Source organism: Odoribacter laneus YIT 12061, assembly GCF_000243215.1.
Classification (GTDB): Bacteria; Bacteroidota; Bacteroidia; order Bacteroidales; family Marinifilaceae; genus Culturomica; species Culturomica lanea.
In genome coordinates, this window is sequence record NZ_JH594596.1 from 2,242,057 (window position 1) to 2,263,441 (window position 21,385).

Consider the following 21,385-nt stretch of genomic DNA (forward strand, 5'->3'; position numbering starts at 1 on the left):
ACGTAAAAAAAAGAAAAACTTATGGAAGAAAGAAAAATTACTATGCACGGAAACGCCCTTACATTAGTAGGGAAAGCGATCCAAGTGGGCGAAAAAGCTCCCGTATTTTATGGACTAGGAAAAAAATTGGAGCCTGTCAGTCTGGAAGAATTTGCAGATAAAACAGTGGTCATATCGGCCTTCCCCTCTATCGATACTCCTGTATGTTCTGCACAAATGCATCATTTCAATAAAATGGCCACCGATTTCAATAAAGATGTCGTCATTTTAGCCATCTCCTGCGACCTCCCTTTTGCACTGAATCGTTACTGTGCAGCCGAAGGCATCGACCGGGTGATTACGTTATCCGACTATAAAGATCTGGAATTCGGTTTAAAATATGGCTTCCTCATCGAAGAGTTGCGGCTGCTCACCCGGGGAATCGTCATTATCGGCAAAGATCAAAAGGTAAAATATGTAGAATATGTCCCGGAAATCACAGCAGAACCGGACTATGAAAAAGCAATGGAAGCTCTCAGGCAACTTTCGTAGCATCGACAAAAAATAACCGGATTTTCGATGAAATTTATCGAAAATCCGGACATTTTTAACAGTCGAATCAGATTTGCCGGAGCAAGTTAACCATCTCAATAGCACTGCTAACCGCATCAAATCCCTTATTTCCGGCTTTCGTCCCAGCCCTCTCTACGGCTTGTTCGATGGAATCCGTCGTCAATATACCAAAAATGACTGGTACTCCGGTTTGTATACCTGCTTGTGCCACTCCTTTCGTAGCCTCCGTAGCCACCATATCAAAATGAGGGGTTGCCCCGCGGATAACAGCCCCCAAACAGACAACAGCATCGTATTTTTTACTCTCGGCCATCTTTTTCGCCACCAGCGGAATCTCAAACGCTCCCGGCACCCAAGCTACTTCCAGGTTGTTTTCATCTCCTCCGTGGCGGACAAAAGCATCTACTGCTCCTCCCAATAATTTAGCCGTAATAAACTCGTTAAAACGTCCGGCAACAATCCCTATACGTTGCCCTTCCGCCAATAATTTTCCTTCTAAAATTTTCATGGTATTCGATAGTATTAATTATTATTTATTTTCTTTATTCTCCAATACTTCTTCTTTTTTCCAATCGTTCCGCACATGCAAAATATGCCCCATTTTTTTGTATTTGGTATACATATAAAATTCATTCTTCTCGTTACAGGTCATCTCTATCGGTTCCCGTCCCACGATTTCCAACCCGTAACCGTCCAGGCCTTTTATTTTTAACGGATTGTTTGTCATCAGAATCATCTTTTTTACCCCCAGATCGGCCAATATTTCCGCGCCCGTACCATACTCCCGCAAATCGGCTTTGAATCCAAGTGCCAAATTAGCTTCCACAGTATCCATGCCTCCATCCTGCAAGTGATAAGCCTTCAATTTATTGATCAGACCGATGCCCCGGCCTTCCTGCCGCATATACAACAATACCCCGCGTCCAGCCTTTTCTATCCGGCGTAAAGCCTCTGCCAATTGTTCCCCGCAATCGCAGCGCAAAGAACCGAAGGCGTCTCCCGTCAGGCATTCCGAATGTACCCGGCACAATACCGGTTCTCCGTCAGCAATATTCCCCTTTACTAATGCAACATGATGTTCCCCACTGATTTTATTAACATAACCATAAGCTTTGAATATACCATATTTCGTCGGCATTTCAGCTTCAGTAACCCTTTCGATCAGTATTTCAGTTTTCCGGCGATAAGCTATCAGGTCAGCTACAGAAATAATTTTCAACTTATGCTTTTTAGCAAAAGCTACTAATTCGGTTGTCCGCATCATCGTACCGTCCTCCCGCATAATTTCGCAACACAAACCACATTCTTTCAATCGGGCAATTTTCATCAGATCGACCGTTGCTTCTGTATGTCCCATTCGCTCCAGAACTCCTCCAGCTTTTGCTTCCAACGGAAACATATGGCCGGGACGACGGAAATCCGCAGGCTTTGCCCCTTCCTCCACACATTTCATAGCTGTTACAGAACGCTCTAAAGCAGAAATTCCCGTGGAAGTAGAAATATGATCGATCGATACCGTAAAAGCCGTAGCATGGTTATCCGTGTTATTGGCTACCATCTGCTGCAAATTCAATTTTTCCGTCAAAGCTTTACTCATCGGCATACAAATCAATCCCTTCGCATAGGACGCCATAAAATTTACATTTTCTAAAGTAGCATGTTCTGCCGCACATATTAAATCCCCCTCATTTTCCCGGTCAGGATCGTCGACCACCACAATCATCCTACCAGCTTTTAAGTCAGCCACGGCTTCTTCTATCGTATTAAACTTAATTTCTTCCATAACGTTTTAGTTAAATATAAGCTCGTTAAATAATCTCATGTATGTATTTCCTTTTCAAAATCCATTTGCTTCTAAAAATGACAAACTCAAACCTTTTGTATTCTCTTTTCCCATCAATTTTTCCACATAGCGGACAATCATATCATTTTCTAAATTTACGATATCTCCGGTACGTTTGCGGAGCAGAGTCGTCTCTTCCTGGGTATGAGGGATCACAGACACCCGGAAAACAGCCTCATCTACATAAGCAATTGTAAGGCTCACTCCATCTATAGCAATAGAACCTTTCTGAACGATATATCTTAAAAGATCAGCCCCTGTACTAACCGTAAACCACAAGGCATTATCCTCCCGTTGCACGTCCACGATCCGGCCGGTCCCATCGATATGTCCGGCCACCAAATGTCCTCCCAAACGACTGTTTAAACAAAGAGCACGTTCCAGATTTACCGGATCCCCCGGCCGTAACAATCCCAGATTACTGCGCCTCATGGTCTCCGGCATAACATCAGCCCGGAAAAAAGAATCTCCTAAAAAAGTTACGGTAAGGCAAACGCCGTTTGTCGCAATACTATCTCCGATTTTCGTATCTTTCAGCACTTTTTCCGCTTCTACTTCTATCACTACACTTTTCCCGCCCCGAAGCATACTCTTTATTTTTCCGATTTCTTCTATTATTCCTGTAAACATATTTTCCTTATTATTTTTTTACTTTTCCACGGATCAGAAAATCCATTCCGATTTTTTCCGCCTGCAGATCCTGCAAAACCACAGCATCCGACATCCGTCCGAAACCCTTCCCTTCTACGGGAGTCTTAGCTTCCCTGCCTCCAATCAGTTTCGGGGCAATAAAAGCAAAAACTTCATCCACTAAATTCTCCTGTAAAAAAGTATAATTCAATTCCCCTCCTCCTTCCAATAAAACGGAATCTATCCCCAGCCCTCCCAATTTATTCAACATATCCTTCAATGCGACCTTTCCTTCCTTTCTGGCACAAAGCAAAGTTCGCACACCGGCTTTCCGCAGCTCTTCCAAGACTTCTTCTTCAGCCGCCGTATAAGCAACAATAAGCGGATATTCCCGGGCTGTACGGACGAGCTGCGAATCGAGAGCGATATCGGCTTTTGTACAGACAACAATACGCACCGGCTGGCGGTGTTTATCTTCCAAACGACAATTCAAAAGAGGATCATCCGCCCTCACTGTCCCGGCTCCCACCAGAATTCCCCTATACTCAGACCGCATTTGATGTACCCGCAGCCGGGCAGCCTCTGCGGTAACCCATTTCGAATCCCCTTCCGCCGTCGCTATTTTACCATCCAAAGTCATAGCGGTCTTTAAAGCAACCCAAGGTTGTTTTGTCGTTATGTATTTTAAAAATATCCGATTTTGCTCCCTCAGCAGTTCTTGTTCTATACCGACAACGACTTCTATTCCAGCATTCCTCAATTTTTCAATCCCTTTGCCAGCGACCAAAGGATTAGGATCTGTAAGCCCTACTACCACCCGAGCAATTCCCTTTTCAATTACAATATCCGTACAAGGAGGGGTTTTCCCATAATGACAACAAGGCTCTAACGTCACATACAAGGCAGCGCCCCGGGTATCTTCCGTACAATTCTTAAAAGCATTCCGTTCAGCATGTAAGCCTCCATAAAATTCATGCCAGCCTTCCCCGATAATCCGTCCTTCTTTTACAACGACAGCCCCCACTAAGGGATTGGGATTGACAAACCCTTTTCCCCGGTCCGCCAATTCCATTGCCCGTCGCATAAAACGGCAATCTTCTGCAGAAAAATTTTGTTTTTCCATAACCAAATCCCTCAAAACAAAAAACCCGAACTTATCAGTTCGGGGCAATATTATATCAATCTATATAAAGATAGATCTACCTTTATCTTTATTCCTTCTATCATCCGGACTATACCGTCGGTACCGGATTTCCACCGGTTCAGTCTTCTGAAAAGAAGAGTCGCGGACTATCACCGCCGGTAGGGAGTTACACCCTGCCCCGAAGAAATATTTATATTCTCCACAAAAATAATGATTTCAACAGGAATTACAAAACTTATATCCAGTTTATTTTCTTTCTTAGTCTCCAGACTAAAAACCGAAATCATCAATCTGTACCTCCTTTTTTTCTGTTTCCTTAAAGCGACGGGCTTCTACCTGAACAGGATTTCCTTCAATGTGAATAGCCCTGAAAGGCCGGACGGGACATACGTATTCACATCCACCACATCCCACACAAATCTCCGGATTCACCTGAGGAATTGTCAACCCGTTCTTATAGGGAACCATCGTTACAGCCTGAGTCGGACAATGTTCAGAACAAGCCCCACAACTGGTTTCATCGGTATTGACAATGCAATTCTCCACCAGAAAAACGACCCGCCCTACTTGTGTCACATGCTTTTTCTCTTTAGTCAAAGGTAAAATCGCACCGTTCGGACATACCTCCGAGCAAACCGTACAGTCAAAATTACAAAAACCATCGTCAAAATACATCTTCGGTTGCATCATCCCTCCCAAACCGTATTCCATAAAGGCAGGCTTCAAAACATGAGAAGGACATTTGGCAATACAAAGATGGCAAGCCGTACAGTGTTTCAAAAGATGCTCCGTACTCACTGCTCCCGGAGGACTTATAGGATACTCCCGCTTATAAGCTTTATGCCGGACAAATGCACCAACTTTTTCCTGAGCCATTGCTTTCGGCACAACCAAAGCAGTGGCAAAGGCCGTAACCAAAAAACGGCGCTTGGATTCATCGGTCACTTTTACGACATTTTCCACAGGCTTTCCCTTCTTTAAAGGAGAAAAAGCAATCGCCCGCTGACGGCAATTCCCAATACAATCAAAACAATCCACACAACGGCTATAATCAATTCGATGCTTTTTACTATCAATACAGGAACTCTTACATTTCAAAGCACACAATCCGCAGCCGTTACATTTAGCCGTATCAATGCGCAGCTTAAACAGGGAATACTTCGACAGAAAACCGAGGACAGTACCTACCGGACATATCGTATTACAATAAGTCCTTCCGGAACGCCAAGCCAGTATTCCCACCCCTCCCAGTGTCAGCAATGCAATTAAAAAAGCAAATGTACTGAGGATCGTCACATGAACATAATAAAAAGTATAATTACCGAACTTTGTAAATAACCAGGCTAAACCATTATTTCCTACTAAATACAAAGGCCTGAAGATATCAGTCGCCATTCGCCCATAAGCACTGTAAGGATCGAACAAACTCAAGACAAAAGTAAATCCAAACAAAAAAGCGATTCCAATCCCGCCCACAACAAGCCAACGCACCACGTTCCGGGCTGGTCTATAACCGTATTTTTTCTTTTTATTCCATCGTTTGGAAACCCAGATAATTCCATCCTGAAAAATACCCAAAGGACAGACAGAAGAACAATACACCCGTCCCAAAAGAAAAGTCAAAACGATCCAGAAAACCAATATCCCCCCGCTTACCGCCATCAAAGCAGGTATAAACTGAACCCGGGGAAGAAAAGATCTCACACCGCTTATGCCCGCAAAATCCAGAAAATAAAAAGTAATCAGGGCAAAAAATACCACCGACACCAGAATACGTAACGTTCTCCACATATCTATTAGCGTTCAGAAACCGGAAACCTGATTTCCTGTTTTCTCATTCTTTAAATTCTGATTCTCTTCACCTTTAATTTATCGATATCCATCGTGCCTATACTCAGTTCTTCTCCTTTGGCCAAATGCCCGACCACCTCAAGCGGCATACTTTCTATCTGATTAAAAAATTTGGTAGCTGCCGTATCTACAGCGACAATGTCCGTAGAAATAAACAAACCTTTAGGATTTACCACATCGGCAGCCGATTTGCCCCGGGGACCATTCGTTTTCATCACCCGGTAAGCATCCACAATATTTAATACAGCCGGCTTCTCCAAAGTACAAATATCTGCAATACATTGTTGCAAATCGTTTTTATGAAAAAAACCGCGGTCCCAAACAATCCCCATATGATTTTTCATCGAAATGGTCATTTTCGCTCCGCCATGATTCTTTAATATCGGTACATTTATCCACACATCACTATCCAAGAGGGCATTATGGACTTTTGCCTTTTTCAAATTTTTAGCTCTGGGCAACTCAATCTCCCGGTAATAGCTCTCTTCATGAGCGGGTACTACCTTAGCCCCAGCAGCCTCCGCGGCCTCTTCAATCCCACTATTTTTATAACATTTCCGCCAATCGTCGCAAGTATGATCGAATACGACCACTTCTTTGGCTCCGGCAGCAAAACACTGCCGAATAATTTCAGCGACCAAATCCGGATTTGTGTTGCCTGCCAATTCCGGCGTCTTATCCCACCCGATATTCGGTTTTACAACCACTTTCTGCCCTGCTTTTACAAATTTTTCCATTCCCCCCATCTCTGTCATAGCCCTTCGAAACATTTCCACTGGTTCCCCTCCCATAACGGCTACCAAATCATAAGGCAAACCGGTTGTCAAATTTTGTCCGCTCTGAGCCAACACACTTAAAGGATTACTGATTTTTATGGTTGCTGCCACACCGGCAAGCGCTATAGCTTTTAAAAATTCCCGACGTTCCATTGTTAGATTATTAGCATTTTATAAATTCCAGACCTTTATTTAAACGTAAGTCCCCCTACATCAGCCAAGGGAAACGAAAGCAGGCTTCATCATACAGACAGTAATCCGCCTTTCCGTTTACAGCAAAAGTTTTCACCAATTTTGCATCAGCCAGCAATTGTTGAGCATAATGTAAAGTCGTACCGGTCTTTACCCGGTCCTCCACCAACAAAATCGTTTTTCCTTTCACTTCAAACCGGATTTCTTCCAGCAAACGAGGTTGAGGATATAACTGTTTTTGAGCGGCATCCCGTAGATTCAGTTTCAACAATTGTATCTCTCTATTTAAACGCTGATTGAGTAAAGCCGCCGGAATAATCCCTCCGTTTGCTATAGCAACAATCAGGTCGAAAGACTCTTTGAATTCAATTGTCCTGAATCTTTCTAAAACTTCAGCGAAACTTTTAGAATTCATATTTCGCCAATCCTTTAAGAGCCAGCCAGCCCCCTACAATTTGAAACAACATTCCCGGTAAACCCCATGTAAAATCCTGTACAGCAGCCATAAAGCTACCCGTTAACAACCATTCTGCCATCCCTCCGAATACCTGATACGCCACAATAACGACAGCAATGTGCAAAAGAGATAGCTTTTGAGTATAATGAGCTACGCCGGCAGCAACACCTGCCAATAAGGAGGATTTTATCAGTAATACAGGCAAAATAGCTAAGGAAGGCATCCCAAAAAGCAAACAATTCAACACAGGAGAAAAAATAGCTGTCAATAAACCCACCCGAAGGCCGAATTTATAGGCAGCGATCAAAGTAAAAAAGTAAATGGGCAACCACATTTTCCCCCCATCCGGAATAAAATGACACAACTGAGGTAAAAGCAAATTTCCCAATATAAAAATGGCCCCAAACAAATAGGTACGTGACTGAGATAAGCCCATACTGATTGGCTTAAAGGTAGTGATCAGATTCATAATCAAAATATTAAAGGTTCGATATACTTATTTTATCTCTTATTTTTAAAGAATATTCAAAGTTATTTTTTTTCCTTTATTTCTCTCATTTATAAAGAAAAATTAACTTACCATAAAATATTTTTCTCTTTTTCCCAGAGAATATGTAAAAATATAAAAATATTTATATACCTGAAATTTTTAAAAGTTTCAGGAAAGAATTCCTATTTTTTCAAAAACCAAATCTCACCGTTTCAGGGAATAAACCTCCCGGATTAAAATCTCTTATGCCGGAAAAAAGTTTGTTCCTCCAGAAAAGATAGCCAAGCATAAAGTCATAATCCCCTCCCTTTATCCTCGAAGCTCTCCCTAATACTTAAACATTTTCACATTAAAAAAACCAGAATCCACCCTGTAAAATAAAAACGTTTTCCTCTTTCAATTTTATAAGTATCAGTTAGTATTTTGATTAAAAATTATTTAATTTTGTCTTTCAATAAAACATAAATTTTACAGATATGTACGGAAAATTTCAAGATTTCTTGAAGACTGAGATTCAGTCTATAAAGGATGCCGGTTTATATAAAACCGAAAGACTGATCGCCACCCCTCAGGGAGCAGAGATCAAATTAACCACAGGTGAAACTGTATTAAACTTTTGTGCAAACAATTATTTGGGACTTTCTTCTGATCCTCGTGTAATTGAAGGTGCTAAAAAAGGTTTGGATGCTCGTGGCTACGGAATGTCATCAGTACGATTTATTTGTGGTACTCAGGACATCCATAAAGAACTTGAAGCGAAAATATCTCAATTCTTCGGAAAAGAAGATACCATTTTATATGCTGCTTGTTTCGACGCTAACGGAGGTGTATTTGAACCTTTATTCGGACAGGAAGACGCTATCATTTCTGACGAACTGAATCATGCTTCCATCATCGACGGAGTACGTTTATGTAAAGCTGTACGTTACCGTTACAAACATGCCAATATGCAGGATTTGGAGGAACAATTGAAATTAGCACAAGCCCAACGTTTCCGCATCATCGTAACGGATGGTGTTTTCTCTATGGACGGAGATATCGCAAAATTAAATGAAATTTGCGATCTGGCAGAGAAATACGATGCTTTGGTCATGGTGGATGACAGCCATGCTGCCGGATTTATCGGTAAGACCGGTAGAGGCACAGGAGAATACCATGGCGTAATGGACCGGATCGACATCCTTACCGGAACATTAGGAAAAGCGCTCGGCGGGGCTATGGGTGGTTATACCACGGGTAAAAAAGAAATCATTGAAATGTTACGTCAACGGTCCAGACCTTATTTGTTCTCCAACTCTTTGTCTCCGGCTATCTGTGGAGCTTCCATTGCTGTATTCGATATGTTGAGCGCCAGCACAGAATTACGCGACCGGGTAATGGAAAATGCAGAATATTTCCGCAACAAACTGACAGAAGCCGGTTTTGATATTAAACCATCCGAATCTGCTATTGCTGCCCTCATGTTATACGATGCTGTATTGTCTCAGGAATTTGCAGCAGAATTACAGAAAGAACATATTTATGTAACCGGTTTCTATTATCCGGTAGTACCGAAAGGACAGGCTCGTATTCGGATACAATTGTCGGCTGCACACACCCGTGAACAATTGGATCGTGCTATCGCTGCCTTCATTAAGATCGGAAAGAAATTAAATGTTATTAAATAAGTGTATCTACACTCTATTTATGTCTATTTATTGAAAACGGAGTTGTAAAAACTCCGTTTTTTTGTTTATACGATTTTCCCCCGAATATATTTAGGCTTCTTTTAACAGGATAATATAAAGAATTGTGTAAGTTTATCGGTTGAATAAAAAAATTCTTTTTTCTCTTTGTGAAGAAGAAGAGAGAAAGATACCCGTACCTGAAAACTTAACATCATGAACTTATTCCTCAAATGCTTTAAAAAGAAGCAAACCCCTCACAAACAGAATTTTATTACTCCTTCCTTATGCGAAGAATTGCTAAATTCTTTCCCCGACATGATGTTTATTCAGGATAAATCATTAAACATTATTCAAGTTTTAAATGCATCAATTTCTTTATTTCCTTACCCGGTAAAAGATATGATCGGAAAAAATATCGGGTTTATTCTAAAGAATTCTCCTCTCCTGGAGGATTATACCCACAAAGTGGAGACGGTGCTACAAACACGTCAGCCACAACGCTTTAAACTTTGTTTGCAAATTCACGGGGAAAAAGTATACTTTGACACTTATATCACCACGTTTTCAGGGGATCGCATCCTCACTTTTTTCCGGGATATCACAGAAAGTACAATAAATCAGATCGAAGCCGAAAAATTAAGGTCTTATCTGAGTCAAGCACTGGAAAATATGGCCATCCCTACTTCCATAAAAGACATGAATACCGAAAAATATATTTTTTGGAGCAAGCAATCCAGTATTTTCGGACTTTCGTCAGAGGCGATTCTCGGACAGGACGAGACTTTATTTATGGAAGAAAAACAGGCTCAAAAAGCACAGGAATTTGATCGGAATCTGGCCCATAGAAACGCAAGTTATCAAGGAATAGAAAAATTCATTCTGAACGATGGGAAAGAACACTCTTTAATGATAACTAAAAACATATTTCTTCACGGAAAAACAAAATGGCTGGTCTGTAGTTCATTAGACGTTACAGACATGCAACAACAACAAGAGAAAATAAAATCTGTGACACAAAAATTAATGCTAGCCCTCCATATCGCTAAATTAATGTTGTGGGCTTTTGATGTTCAAAAGCAAGTATTCGTCATAGACTCGGAACAGGCTGCTGGAAAAAGTAAAGAAACCCTCAAGTGGGACAGGGAATTTCCGGCCGAAAGTTTCTTTAATGCCCTGCATCCGGAAGACAGGGAAGAAACCCGCTCGAGCTTTTATCGTCTGATAAAAGGAGAAACAAATACCCTGCAAAAAATTATTCGGGCCGATTTCAGACAAAAAGGAAAATATATCTGGATTGAACTCCATGCTTCCGTAGAAAAAACAGATGCAAACGGACAGGTCACTCGTCTGATAGGCACGACGACTTCGGTAGACCAGCGCCAAAAAATGGCCAACTCACTGGTAGAAGCAAAAGAAAAACTGGAAATTACGAATTCCATTTTATCCTCTGTTTTAAGTCTTTCTAAAGTATTGCCTTGGGATTGCGATATTCCGACACAGACCTTTTCCTGCGATTATCATATATATCATCACGAAGATCAGAAAGCTCCTATCCAAGGGAAATATTACTGCACCGTAGAAAAATACGTCAATTCCATACATCCTGATTTTAAAGAACATATGCAAAAAGTCTTTGAAGAACTTCTCTGCGGGAAGCGAAAAAGTTTTCACGAGACCTATCAGGTACATTGGTACAATGACCGCGAATATGAATGGATCGACAAACAAGGGGCGATTTACGAATACGACTCAGCAGGCAAACCTAAAACGATTATCGGTTCCAGTATTGTAATCACAGAACGCAAACGAATGGAACAGAACCTTTTACTGGCTAAAGAACAGGCAGAAGAAAGTAATCGTTTAAAATCAGCCTTTTTAGCCAATATGAGTCACGAAATCCGAACTCCACTCAATGCAATTGTCGGTTTTTCCGAAGTATTGGCCCAAACCGACGAGCCCGAAGAAAGAAAAGAATACCTGGATATTATAGCCAATAATAATGCTCTTCTTTTACAGCTTATCGGAGATATTTTAGACTTGTCTAAGATTGAAGCCGGAACCTTAGAATTTATTTACACCGATGTAAATATAAATACACTGCTGGAAGAGGCAGAACAAATCAATAAGCTCAAAGTCAATCCGGAAAAAATAACGCTCTCGTTCCAACAAGGCCTGCCGGAATGCACGATCCGAACTGAAAAAAACCGGCTTTTGCAAGTTATTAACAATTTTATGACCAACGCCATTAAATTTACTCAAAATGGCAGCATTTCATTCGGCTACAAATTACAAGAAGATAAAACGCTTTACTTTTACGTCACGGATACGGGCTGTGGCATCCCGGCAGATAAAAGAGACCAGGTTTTCGGACGTTTCGTAAAATTAAATAACTTTACCCAAGGGACAGGATTAGGGTTGGCAATCAGTGAAACCATTATTAAACGTTTAGGAGGAAAGATCGGTGTCGAATCAGCGGAAGGACAAGGATCTACCTTTTGGTTTACTCTCCCTTATACCCCTCCTGCAAATTCCCCACAATCCGAGGCAAAACCGCTTCCTTTTCCCGCTCCTGCTTCAGAAATACAGCAAACAGAAAAACCTCTTATTCTGATTGCAGAGGATAATTTGAGCAATTATAAATTGTTCGAAGCCATACTTGCAAAAGACTATTTTCTTTTTCATGCTCCCGACGGAAAAAAAGCTGTCGATCTCTTCCAAAAATACCAGCCTCATCTTATACTTATGGATTTAAAAATGCCCCAAATGGATGGCTATGAAGCAATCCGGGAAATCCGGAAATTATCTTCTACCGTCCCCGTTATCGCCGTGACAGCCTTCGCTTTTGCAGAAGACGAACAAAAAGTATTCAAAAGCGGATTTAATGCCTATCTTTCTAAACCTGTTCATGCAAAATTATTAAAAGAAAAAATCCAGAATTTGATAAACCTTTAAAAGAGTTCCTAAGGTCCGATTATACGAAAAACATTCTTTCCCCCTTAGCAAGAAAGCAGAAGCCCGAGAGAAAATTATACAATTCCCTCAGAATTCTATTCTTCTTTCTGTCGCTAAGAAGGTTTTCTATTCTTCGATCAAGTCATTTACCAGTTTTTCAAAAAAACCTTTGTAGGAAGATACTCTCACTTTTCCTTCCAACCGTTCTTTTTTTTCGATTTCTGCCACCGTCAATGCATACCAACGGGCAGCTTTATAACGAATGGATTTATCCCGGCAATTTTCTTTAATCACGACCCCCCAGCTGTAAAGTTCCGCCTCTGGAATCTGTTCCTCATTCCATCTTTCTTCAGCTAATTCCGCATAAACTTTCCAATTTCCGGTCTTTTCAGCAGCATTCATACGGGCTTTCCGCACAATACTCCGCCAATTTTCTATTTTCTCAGCTTTTAAACGCTTGACGTAATTTTTAAAGCCCGCCTCATCAAATACATATTTCCCCTCTTTTTTCGTCACAAAACCCTCCGCTCCCACTGTCCAGACTTGCTGAATCTTCTTCAGGACTTCCTCCCGGCCGAATAAAGAGAAGAAATCAGTCCTATACTGAGAAACATACTTAAATAGTTCCGAATCTATATCGATCACATACTCCCGGAACAACTCCCAGTATTTTTTATTCTTCAGCCGCTCCGTTCCCAGTTCTCCCAAATAACTTTCGACCACTTCTCCCGCTTTATCCTTTAAACCCGCTCTTCCCAGGATCCGGATGTATTCCTCTACAAAAACAGGTTCCCGATCGCCTCTTTTATATTTTTCCGACAGGAATTGTAACCCTCTTCCTTCAAGAGCTGACACTACAATTTCTTTAAATTCTGAGAGATCCGGAATTCCAGCAGACAGATGCACCAATTTCCCTGTACTGTCCAAAAAGACCTGACAAAAAGGCGAAGTCAGGCCATAATTTTCCGCCCAACGTTTTCCTTCTTCACTCTTTTGATCCACGGTATAATTAATAAAATGATCATTCATTAAAGCCGCGATCTCCGGATCCCGGTATACGATCTCTGTCAAAGGCCTTCTCTCCCCTCCGACTAGGGTATAACAATCCACATAGATTCCTTTTTTTTCCTGCTGAGCCAGTGCCAGTATCTGTTCCCAGCTATTATCCGAGAATTTAACCCCCTCTGCCTTCCGCAGGGCTTCTTCCCCCATTTGCAAAATTTCTTCTGTCTGCGTTTGCCCGGAAGTCAAATAAATCACCTTCCCCTCTCCATTCACAAATAAATAAGCCGGTAATTTCTCAATTCCATAGGTCTTTAACAAGGGTTGTTCCGCTGAAATGTCTACCTGATAAGGAATAAAATGCCGGTTATAAAAATCCGCCATCCGATCTAAATTAAAAACATTATTTTCGACAAAAAGACACTTCCTACAACTTTTTTCCCGGAAATAAATAAATGCCGGCTTCTTCTCCTCCTTGGCTTTTACCAAAACCTCCTGCCAGCCTGAAGTCATAAAATTTACCGAACGGCTATTATTTTTTTTCACTTCTGCCAATCGCTGGGCTTCCCGTGCAGCATCTAACAAAACGAGAGGATCTTTTACTATTTTTGTCGGTTCAACAGTCAGCAATAAATCTCCAAAAGGCATAAAAAAAGCATAAACCGGATAAGGAGTTAATAATAATTTAGGCTCAAACGTCTTCCCTTCCTCCGTCTGCATATCCATATAAATCGGAACCAGATTACGTTCAAAGAAAAGTTTTACCGTTTCGTTGGAAAATATTCTTTTATCCGGCACTATATCGACAGCCACAAATACCAGCTTATTATCCCGGGCAGCCTGTAAACTGGCTTCTTCCCAAGTTACCACCGGTAAGTTTTTCTGGGCAACAACAGGGGAAAAAGCAAATCCCATCGTCCAACAGATTAAAAAATAAAAAGTATAGATTGATTTCATTCTTTTCTGTATTATACTATTTTCCCCAAATCTTCAACAGCCGCTGCTATAAAATCCGCTCCAGCTTGTTCCAATTCCTGTCTGTTTCCGAATCCGTACAATACGCCTCCGGCAGTGATCCCGTTTTGTTTCGCTCCTTCTATATCGTATTTCCGATCTCCGATCATCACGACTTCTTCCCGGTTAGAAATGGCATTTGCACGCAATACATACCGGATCACATCGGCTTTTTCCTGGCGTAATCCATCCAAAGTCGCACCTCCTACAAAAGTAAAATATGTTTCCAGTCCCAACTCCTTCACAATCTGAAAAGCAAAGACCTCTGGCTTGGAAGTACACAACAAAAGCTGTTTTCCCTCGGATTGCCATTTTTTAAAAAGGGCCGGTATCCCTTCATATACTTTATTTTCATGAACCCCTTGGCTACTATAGCGTTTGCGGTATTCCTGAACAGCAATCTCTGCCTCCTGAGCACTGAAATGATAAAACATACGAAAAGAATCTCCTAAAGGAGGACCGATAAAGCAATATAACTCCCGTAAATCCGGCACTTCTATGCCGAAATGTTTCAATGCGTAACGCACGGAACGGGTAATTCCTTCCCGAGAATCAATAACCGTACCATCCAGATCAAGTAATATGTATTTCTTATTCATTTGTATTCCGTTCATACAAAAATACCGGAATATTTTTAAATATAAACCCTCTCTAAAGAAGCTTCTGTTTCTTTGTGATATTTTAACAGGAACAGCGGGGGAAAATACTTCTTTTTGCTGCAGGTCGATTGATCAGTCTTCGTGAGGAACAATTCGCTGATAAGCAACCCTTCTCCGGACCGAGGATGAACTCAGGGGGCCGACAAATCATTCGAATCGGAAAAGAAGCACCGTTCAAGAATACCGACAGTATACCCCTTGCAAAAAGCGGATCGAACAGGCGATTCACAATTCAATTATATATCCTTCAATTTCAAAATATTGTAAGAGATATGCCGGTCATACACATCTGTTTGTTCGATCTTTTTGATATAACGGACAACCCGTACAGTCAGCGGGAGCACCAATACTTCATAAAGGGATTTCAGCAAGGCTTGGGTAGCTATCATAAGCAATAACTCCCGTCCCGGAATCAGACCTCCGAAAGCGACAGGGAAAAAAATCAGCGAATCGGCACTTTCGCCGACTAGCGTCGATACAATGGCCCGTAATGAAAAATGCTTTCCCTGGGAAGCCAGCTTCATCTTACTCATGATATAAGCATTCAGAAAAGAACCAGCCAGAAACGCACAAAGGCTGGCCACCACAATACGGGGCGTCATGCCAAATACAAAATTAAATTCTTCTTCTCCTTGCCAAAACGAAGCTGCCGGAAGTAACACGGCCAGCTGAGCGAATCCGACAACCAAAAAATTCATGGCAAACCCTGTCCAAATAATTAAACGGGCTTTTTTAAAGCCCCATACTTCGGCAATACAATCGTTTATAATATAAGATATAGGAAACACGATTAAACCCGCTGTAGCCGTTATTCCTCCGAGTTGAACCACCTTGGTTTCCAATAAATTAGAAGCGATCAGGCATACATTGAAAAGTATACCTAAAAGCATAAAGGGAATAGTAACCGTTTTTTGCATTTTCCTTGTTTTTTACGTGGTTCATCAAGCACACGGAGAGACAATGCGTCCCTCAAATGAGGCCCCAAAAATAGAAGTTTTTAATGAATCTGCAAAAAGTTGAGAACATTTAAATATTCCTATTCATCCAAGGGACGTCCGTTGTAAAAATCGAGAATTTTAGTTCTGAAAATAAAATCGTACTTTGCCTGAGCGGCTTCCGACAGAGACTTCGCTAAACGAGTTTTAGCATCATTAAACTGATAGCTGGTAGAACGTCCCGCATTGTATTTTTGCTCTTCATACCGGAAAGCTGTCCGGGAAGCTTCCACGGATTTTTCTGAAGAAAGATATTTTTCATGAGCGGCCACGGCATTGTAATAGGCCTGCTGGATCTCTTTATACAAATTCTGGCGCATATTTTCTAACATTAATTCCTGATTTTCAATCGAAATCCGGGCCGAACGAACCTGGTTACGGGTAGACATGCGATTGAAAATCGGTATGCTCAAATTTAAGCCTACCGATTCACTCCCATTTCGGCTTAACTGAGTGGAAAAAGAAGGATTACTCCCCCCCTCTCCTAAATTATAAGTATGGTAATAACTATTACTATAGGAGGCTCCCAAAGACAGCTGAGGATAATAGGCAGATTTTGCGATTTTCAAATTTTTCTCACTGCTTCGCAAACGAAATTCCGCAGCCATTACTGCAGGACGGTTTTTCACAGAGGCTGTAAAGACAGACTCCGGAGTCATCAAATGAACGATTTGCTCAATAAGGATATGCTCGATATCCGGCATTTCGATCTCAAATCCTTCTACTGTTTCCAGATTCAACAATTGACTCAAATCAAGTAAAGATAACTTTAAGGTATTCTGTGCCTGCGTTTTATTTAATTCTTCCTTGGCCAAAGAAGCTCTCGCATCAAATAATTCCGACTCTGGAACCTTCCCTCCCCTCACCAATATTTCAGTCCTCTCTACCTGTTCCCGATTCAGCCGGACTTGTTCTTCTGCAATCCGATACAATTCATGATTGAAAAGTACCTGTAAAAAATAAGAGGTTATATTCAGGGACAAATCTTCTTTGGCACGATCCAATTCTGCAATAGCAGCTTGTAAATTCAATTTTTCCATCTGGATTTGATGGTGGACACGAAATCCGGAAAAAACCGGAACGCGGGTGTTGATGTCCAAAGAACTGGACGACTGGCTTTGATCCTGATAAGTTCCGTCCCGTCCCGGTCCCCTCCCGAAATAAAAGTTCTGCCCCAGACCGGCATTTAAATCCGGCAAACGACTGTATTGGGCTGTATTGACATTTAATTCTTGATTCCTCTTTTCCAAGACCCTTTGCCGAACCTCAATATTATGCTCGATGGCATAATCGATACATTCTTTTAAAGTCCAAACACGCGAGGCAGGAGAAGGAGCCGTTTGTGCTGTTTCTGCCATTTGTCCGGAAACTGTCAGGCAAGCTCCTATACAAAACCCAAGCAGCCCACTATATTTTCTTATCATAAATACGAATTGTTAATTTACACCCTCATTATTGTTTCACAATTTTACCTCCTCTGATCTTATCCGATGTGGTCAGCCCCTCTTTTACCTGTATATTAATCCCGTCAGACAACCCTAACTTCACATAACGGCGTTGTAGTTCCAGCTCCGGTTCTTCTGCCGTCACAACCTGCACAAAAGTCGAATCCTGCTGAAACTCTACCGTACTTTCAGGTATAGTCAACACCTCCTGACAACGATCCAATATAATTTCCGCATTCGCACTATAACCAGCCCTCACAAATACAGAATCCGGCACTTCTGCTGCCGCCTTTATTTCAAATAAAATCGCGCCATTCTCCTCTATACTTTTGGGAGAAATATATTCTAATATCGCATTGAATTTCATATCCTGCAATGCGCCTATCGTCAAAGTAAGCGGCATACCTTCTTTGATACGTCCTACTTCCGTCTCGTCGATCTTCCCTTTAAAAATCATATCGCTCATATCAGCAATAGTAGCTATGGTCGTACCGTCGTTAAAATTATTAGACTGAATAACGGAATTCCCGACTTTTATCGGTACATCCAGTATCATACCGGTAATCGTAGCCCGAATTTGAGTATTACTGAATTGAGAAGACCGCTTTGCAATTCCGTCCCGGACGATTTCCAGATTATCCTGTGCATTTTGTAATTCCTCTTTTGCCCGCATCCATTCTGTCTCTGCCCGCTCAAATTCTTCACTAGCAATGACTTTCCCTTTATACAATTCTTTGGTTCTATCGTATTCTTTCTGCGTTTGCCTTAAATTAATCTGAGCCACATTTACCCGGGATTCTGCTGCACTCAACGTGCCCATTTCCGGAATGACTTTCACCTTTGCCAATACTTCTCCGGCCTTTACAGACTGTCCGGCTTCTTTACATACTTCCGATACAATCCCCGAAATCTGAGGTTTTATCAACACCTCATCCCGAGGTTCCACCTTGCCCGTAGCTACCGTCTTCTTTTCTATGGTTCCCACAACCGGCGTTACAATCTGATATTCAACCTTCACCGGACGGGACTTTTTCCATAGAAAAACAAAAGTCCAGATCAATACAAACACAAACAATCCAATAAAAATAAATTTGGTGTACTTTTTCATATCTATTTTATTAATTTTCTATAATCTCTATCTTATTTCCGCTTCCCTTTATTCTTCGCGTATCGCATCGATGGCCTTCACTTGTAAAGCACGCCAAGCCGGGATTATTCCCGCCATTACCCCACTCAACAACAATACAAAAGCTGCCAGAATAGCCATGGAAAAGGGAATCTGGGGATGCCGGAAAAAAGTATCCCGAGCTACGCTTCCCAACGCATTATCTACCAACGACAAAATACCCACTCCGCAAGCTAATCCCCAAAATCCGGCTAAAGCCGTCAAAACCAAACTTTCGTACATAATCTGCATCAGAATTGATTTCGGTTTTGCGCCCAAAGCCCGGCGAATACCGATTTCCCGTGTCCGTTCCCTCACCGTTACCATCATGATATTACTCACCCCCACCACACCAGCCAACAAAGTTCCCAAGCCCACAATCCAAATCAAAATACTGATCCCTAAAAACAACATTTTAAACATACGGAATTGTTTCTCTACATTCATGCTTTGTATCGCCATCGGATCGGTAGGAGAAATGGAATGACGGGCCTTCAACAAACCCGATATTTTTTCTTCCAGCTTTCCTATCCGGACATCCTCAACAGCGGTCAATGCAATACAATCCAATTCACCTCCCCGGTTATAGGTTTGCTGCATCACCGTAAAAGGCAAGATGATACTTTCTTTCGGATCTCCACCGATATTGACCTGCGTTATCGGTTCATTTACTCCGATCACCCGATAGTATATGCCTCCCACTTTCAACAAATGCCCCAACGGATTCTCCCCCTTTGTAAACATTTCCTCATAGACCTTCTTCCCGATCACACATACTTTTCTTCTATCCCTTATGTCGATTTCGTTCAAATAACGCCCATACAGCATACTCTGCGGTTCAATAAAGTTATACTCGGGATTCAATCCCTTGACATAATAAGCTCCGTATTTATCCCCCCTTACGACATTATTATCCTCCTTCCACTGGAATATAACCGGAGAAATATATTTCAATTCCGGTATATACGCCCGCAACATATCCATATCTTCATTCCGGAACTGCCACCTGCGTCCTTTCCGGAATCCCTTATAAGCTTCCGTCGTCACATTGGTGAAAAAGTAAGCGGAATTTTCTGCAAATCCTTCTACACCGGACTTCACACCGTTCTCCAGCCCATAACCGGCTCCCGACATAACGACCAACATAAATATTCCCCAAAACACTCCAAATGCGGTCAAAACACTCCGCATCTTATTCCGCGTTATGGTAATCCATATTTCATGCCAACGATCCAGATCAAACATCTTCTGCTAAACTTTTTGTTTATTAAATTCGATTCTCTTTTCCTTACTCATACCGTAAAGCTTCTATCGGTTTTATATGAACAGCTTTGCGGGCAGGAAAATATCCCGCTAAGATTCCGGCAACAATTAATACAACTGTAGCTGAAATCACAATGGGCAAATCGACAGTAGGATTTCTAAAAATATTCATCTCCTCTGTAGAACCTGCATCCGCCATAACATTATTCACCAATTCCGTCAAACCGACTCCCGCAACCATACCGATATAACCAAAAAAACCGGTAATCAGTAAAGCTTCCAAAATAATCAATTTCAATATGGAAAAAGGTGTCGCTCCCAAAGCCTTACGTATGCCAAATTCCTTGGTTCTCTCTTTCACTGTAATCAACATTATATTACTGATCCCTACAATACCGGCAATCAAAGTTCCGATTCCAATAATCCATACAAAAAGATTAATCCCCTTGAATATACCCATGGTTTGCATATAATTTTTCAATTTATTCCAAACCCATACGGCCTGACGATCCTGTATATCAAAAGTATGCTTCTGTCCCAATTTTGCCCTTAACTCGGTATCAAATGCTTCATTTTCCTCTGTCGTAGATAACCCCTCTACCATAAAATTAATATTTCGGTACCCTTCTGCCGGATTGTATATCCGCTGAGCTGTACTTAAAGGTACATAAACATCCGGTAATTGATCCCGGTCTTCTCCCTCATAAATTCCAATCACCTGATAGGCAACTCCATCGACAACCAAATATTTCCCAAGCGCTGCTTCCTCCCGGAACAAACCTTTGGCCGTCTTTTTGTGAATAACAATTACCTTACGCGCCTGTTGCATGTCTACTTCATTGATAAAACGTCCATTCCCCGCCTCCACCACAACGTTATCGATCTCTGCAAAATCAGGCTCCACTCCCCTTACCGTATTATTTCCATACTCCTTTCCATAAGAAATAACCGGATTCCAATGTATAATACTGGCAGAAAAGTAAGAGATAAAAGGAAATTCCCGCTTCAAATATCCTTTTTCCGTTTCGTCAAATTTTATAAGTCGTCCTTTTTGTAATCCTTTATAGGGCATACTGGTTTGCCCGGGCCAGATATAAACCGAATTTTTTGCCGCGTTTCCGAAACTCACAGAAACCCCATTTTTCAATCCGTTCCCCGCACCCAACAATAGTATTAACATAAATATCCCCCAAGCCATAGAAAAACCGGTCAAAAAAGTCCGGAGCTTATTTTTTCGGATGGTACTAAATATTTCCTGCCAGATATCAAACATGTCCTCTAAAACTTT

At 41.5% G+C, this 21,385-nt stretch carries 18 protein-coding genes and 1 riboswitch; of the genes, 3 read left to right on the forward strand and 15 right to left on the reverse strand.

Annotated features, from left to right (window positions below; translation table 11 throughout):
* Window positions 1–21: 21 nt before the first annotated feature.
* Window positions 22–531, forward strand: coding sequence for a thiol peroxidase (gene tpx, locus HMPREF9449_RS09390; RefSeq protein WP_009137021.1), 510 nt, complete (start codon window positions 22–24; stop codon window positions 529–531).
* Between the two features lie 67 nt (window positions 532–598).
* On the opposite strand, the gene ribH is transcribed toward tpx, so the two are convergent.
* The 8 genes from ribH to HMPREF9449_RS09430 form a co-directional block, all read right to left on the reverse strand.
* Window positions 599–1,060: a 6,7-dimethyl-8-ribityllumazine synthase gene (ribH, locus tag HMPREF9449_RS09395; RefSeq protein ID WP_009137022.1), complete on the reverse strand. Its 462-nt coding sequence runs from the start codon at window positions 1,058–1,060 to the stop codon at window positions 599–601.
* A 21-nt stretch (window positions 1,061–1,081) separates the two neighbouring features.
* Window positions 1,082–2,335: a bifunctional 3,4-dihydroxy-2-butanone-4-phosphate synthase/GTP cyclohydrolase II gene (locus HMPREF9449_RS09400; RefSeq protein WP_009137023.1), complete on the reverse strand. Its 1,254-nt coding sequence runs from the start codon at window positions 2,333–2,335 to the stop codon at window positions 1,082–1,084.
* Between the two features lie 54 nt (window positions 2,336–2,389).
* The gene (locus HMPREF9449_RS09405) at window positions 2,390–3,025 is read right to left on the reverse strand and encodes a riboflavin synthase (protein WP_009137024.1); all 636 of its coding nucleotides are present in this window, start codon (window positions 3,023–3,025) and stop codon (window positions 2,390–2,392) included.
* Window positions 3,026–3,035: 10 nt separating this feature from the next.
* Window positions 3,036–4,148, reverse strand: a complete 1,113-nt coding sequence (gene ribD / locus HMPREF9449_RS09410; RefSeq protein ID WP_009137025.1) for a bifunctional diaminohydroxyphosphoribosylaminopyrimidine deaminase/5-amino-6-(5-phosphoribosylamino)uracil reductase RibD — start codon at window positions 4,146–4,148, stop codon at window positions 3,036–3,038.
* An 88-nt stretch (window positions 4,149–4,236) separates the two neighbouring features.
* Window positions 4,237–4,359: riboswitch (FMN riboswitch) on the reverse strand.
* A gap of 80 nt (window positions 4,360–4,439) precedes the next feature.
* Window positions 4,440–5,960 carry a 4Fe-4S binding protein gene (locus HMPREF9449_RS09415; protein ID WP_009137027.1) on the reverse strand — a complete coding sequence of 507 codons (1,521 nt, stop codon included), beginning with the start codon at window positions 5,958–5,960 and terminating at the stop codon, window positions 4,440–4,442.
* Window positions 5,961–6,010: 50 nt separating this feature from the next.
* Entirely contained in the window at window positions 6,011–6,949 is a 939-nt protein-coding gene (locus HMPREF9449_RS09420) for a DUF362 domain-containing protein (protein WP_009137028.1), read from the reverse strand.
* Window positions 6,950–7,004: 55 nt separating this feature from the next.
* Window positions 7,005–7,403, reverse strand: coding sequence for a phosphoribosyltransferase (locus tag HMPREF9449_RS09425; RefSeq protein WP_009137029.1), 399 nt, complete (start codon window positions 7,401–7,403; stop codon window positions 7,005–7,007).
* Window positions 7,393–7,914: a hypothetical protein gene (locus HMPREF9449_RS09430; RefSeq protein ID WP_009137030.1), complete on the reverse strand. Its 522-nt coding sequence runs from the start codon at window positions 7,912–7,914 to the stop codon at window positions 7,393–7,395. The genes HMPREF9449_RS09425 and HMPREF9449_RS09430 overlap by 11 nt, the downstream gene beginning before the upstream one ends.
* A 497-nt stretch (window positions 7,915–8,411) precedes the next feature.
* Between HMPREF9449_RS09430 and kbl the strand changes: the two genes are divergently transcribed.
* Both kbl and HMPREF9449_RS09440 read left to right on the forward strand, forming a co-directional pair.
* On the forward strand, window positions 8,412–9,602 hold the full coding sequence (gene kbl / locus HMPREF9449_RS09435; RefSeq protein WP_009137031.1) for a glycine C-acetyltransferase: 1,191 nt from the start codon (window positions 8,412–8,414) through the stop codon (window positions 9,600–9,602).
* A gap of 213 nt (window positions 9,603–9,815) precedes the next feature.
* A complete protein-coding gene (locus HMPREF9449_RS09440; RefSeq protein WP_009137032.1) occupies window positions 9,816–12,554 on the forward strand; it encodes an ATP-binding protein in 2,739 nt (912 codons plus the stop codon).
* A 126-nt stretch (window positions 12,555–12,680) separates the two neighbouring features.
* On the opposite strand, the gene HMPREF9449_RS09445 is transcribed toward HMPREF9449_RS09440, so the two are convergent.
* From HMPREF9449_RS09445 to HMPREF9449_RS09475, 7 genes are all read right to left on the reverse strand, one after another.
* Window positions 12,681–14,513: a thioredoxin fold domain-containing protein gene (locus HMPREF9449_RS09445; protein WP_040611323.1), complete on the reverse strand. Its 1,833-nt coding sequence runs from the start codon at window positions 14,511–14,513 to the stop codon at window positions 12,681–12,683.
* Window positions 14,514–14,524: 11 nt separating this feature from the next.
* Window positions 14,525–15,169 carry an HAD hydrolase-like protein gene (locus HMPREF9449_RS09450; RefSeq protein WP_040611766.1) on the reverse strand — a complete coding sequence of 215 codons (645 nt, stop codon included), beginning with the start codon at window positions 15,167–15,169 and terminating at the stop codon, window positions 14,525–14,527.
* Between the two features lie 296 nt (window positions 15,170–15,465).
* Window positions 15,466–16,146 carry a queuosine precursor transporter gene (locus HMPREF9449_RS09455; protein WP_009137035.1) on the reverse strand — a complete coding sequence of 227 codons (681 nt, stop codon included), beginning with the start codon at window positions 16,144–16,146 and terminating at the stop codon, window positions 15,466–15,468.
* A gap of 119 nt (window positions 16,147–16,265) precedes the next feature.
* Window positions 16,266–17,648, reverse strand: a complete 1,383-nt coding sequence (locus HMPREF9449_RS09460) for a TolC family protein (RefSeq protein WP_009137036.1) — start codon at window positions 17,646–17,648, stop codon at window positions 16,266–16,268.
* Between the two features lie 28 nt (window positions 17,649–17,676).
* Window positions 17,677–18,777 (reverse strand): efflux RND transporter periplasmic adaptor subunit, encoded by a 1,101-nt coding sequence (locus HMPREF9449_RS09465; protein WP_009137037.1) that lies wholly within the window; start codon window positions 18,775–18,777, stop codon window positions 17,677–17,679.
* A gap of 48 nt (window positions 18,778–18,825) precedes the next feature.
* Window positions 18,826–20,079: an ABC transporter permease gene (locus HMPREF9449_RS09470; RefSeq protein ID WP_009137038.1), complete on the reverse strand. Its 1,254-nt coding sequence runs from the start codon at window positions 20,077–20,079 to the stop codon at window positions 18,826–18,828.
* A 43-nt stretch (window positions 20,080–20,122) separates the two neighbouring features.
* On the reverse strand, window positions 20,123–21,370 hold the full coding sequence (locus HMPREF9449_RS09475) for an ABC transporter permease (RefSeq protein WP_009137039.1): 1,248 nt from the start codon (window positions 21,368–21,370) through the stop codon (window positions 20,123–20,125).
* Window positions 21,371–21,385 lie beyond the last annotated feature (15 nt).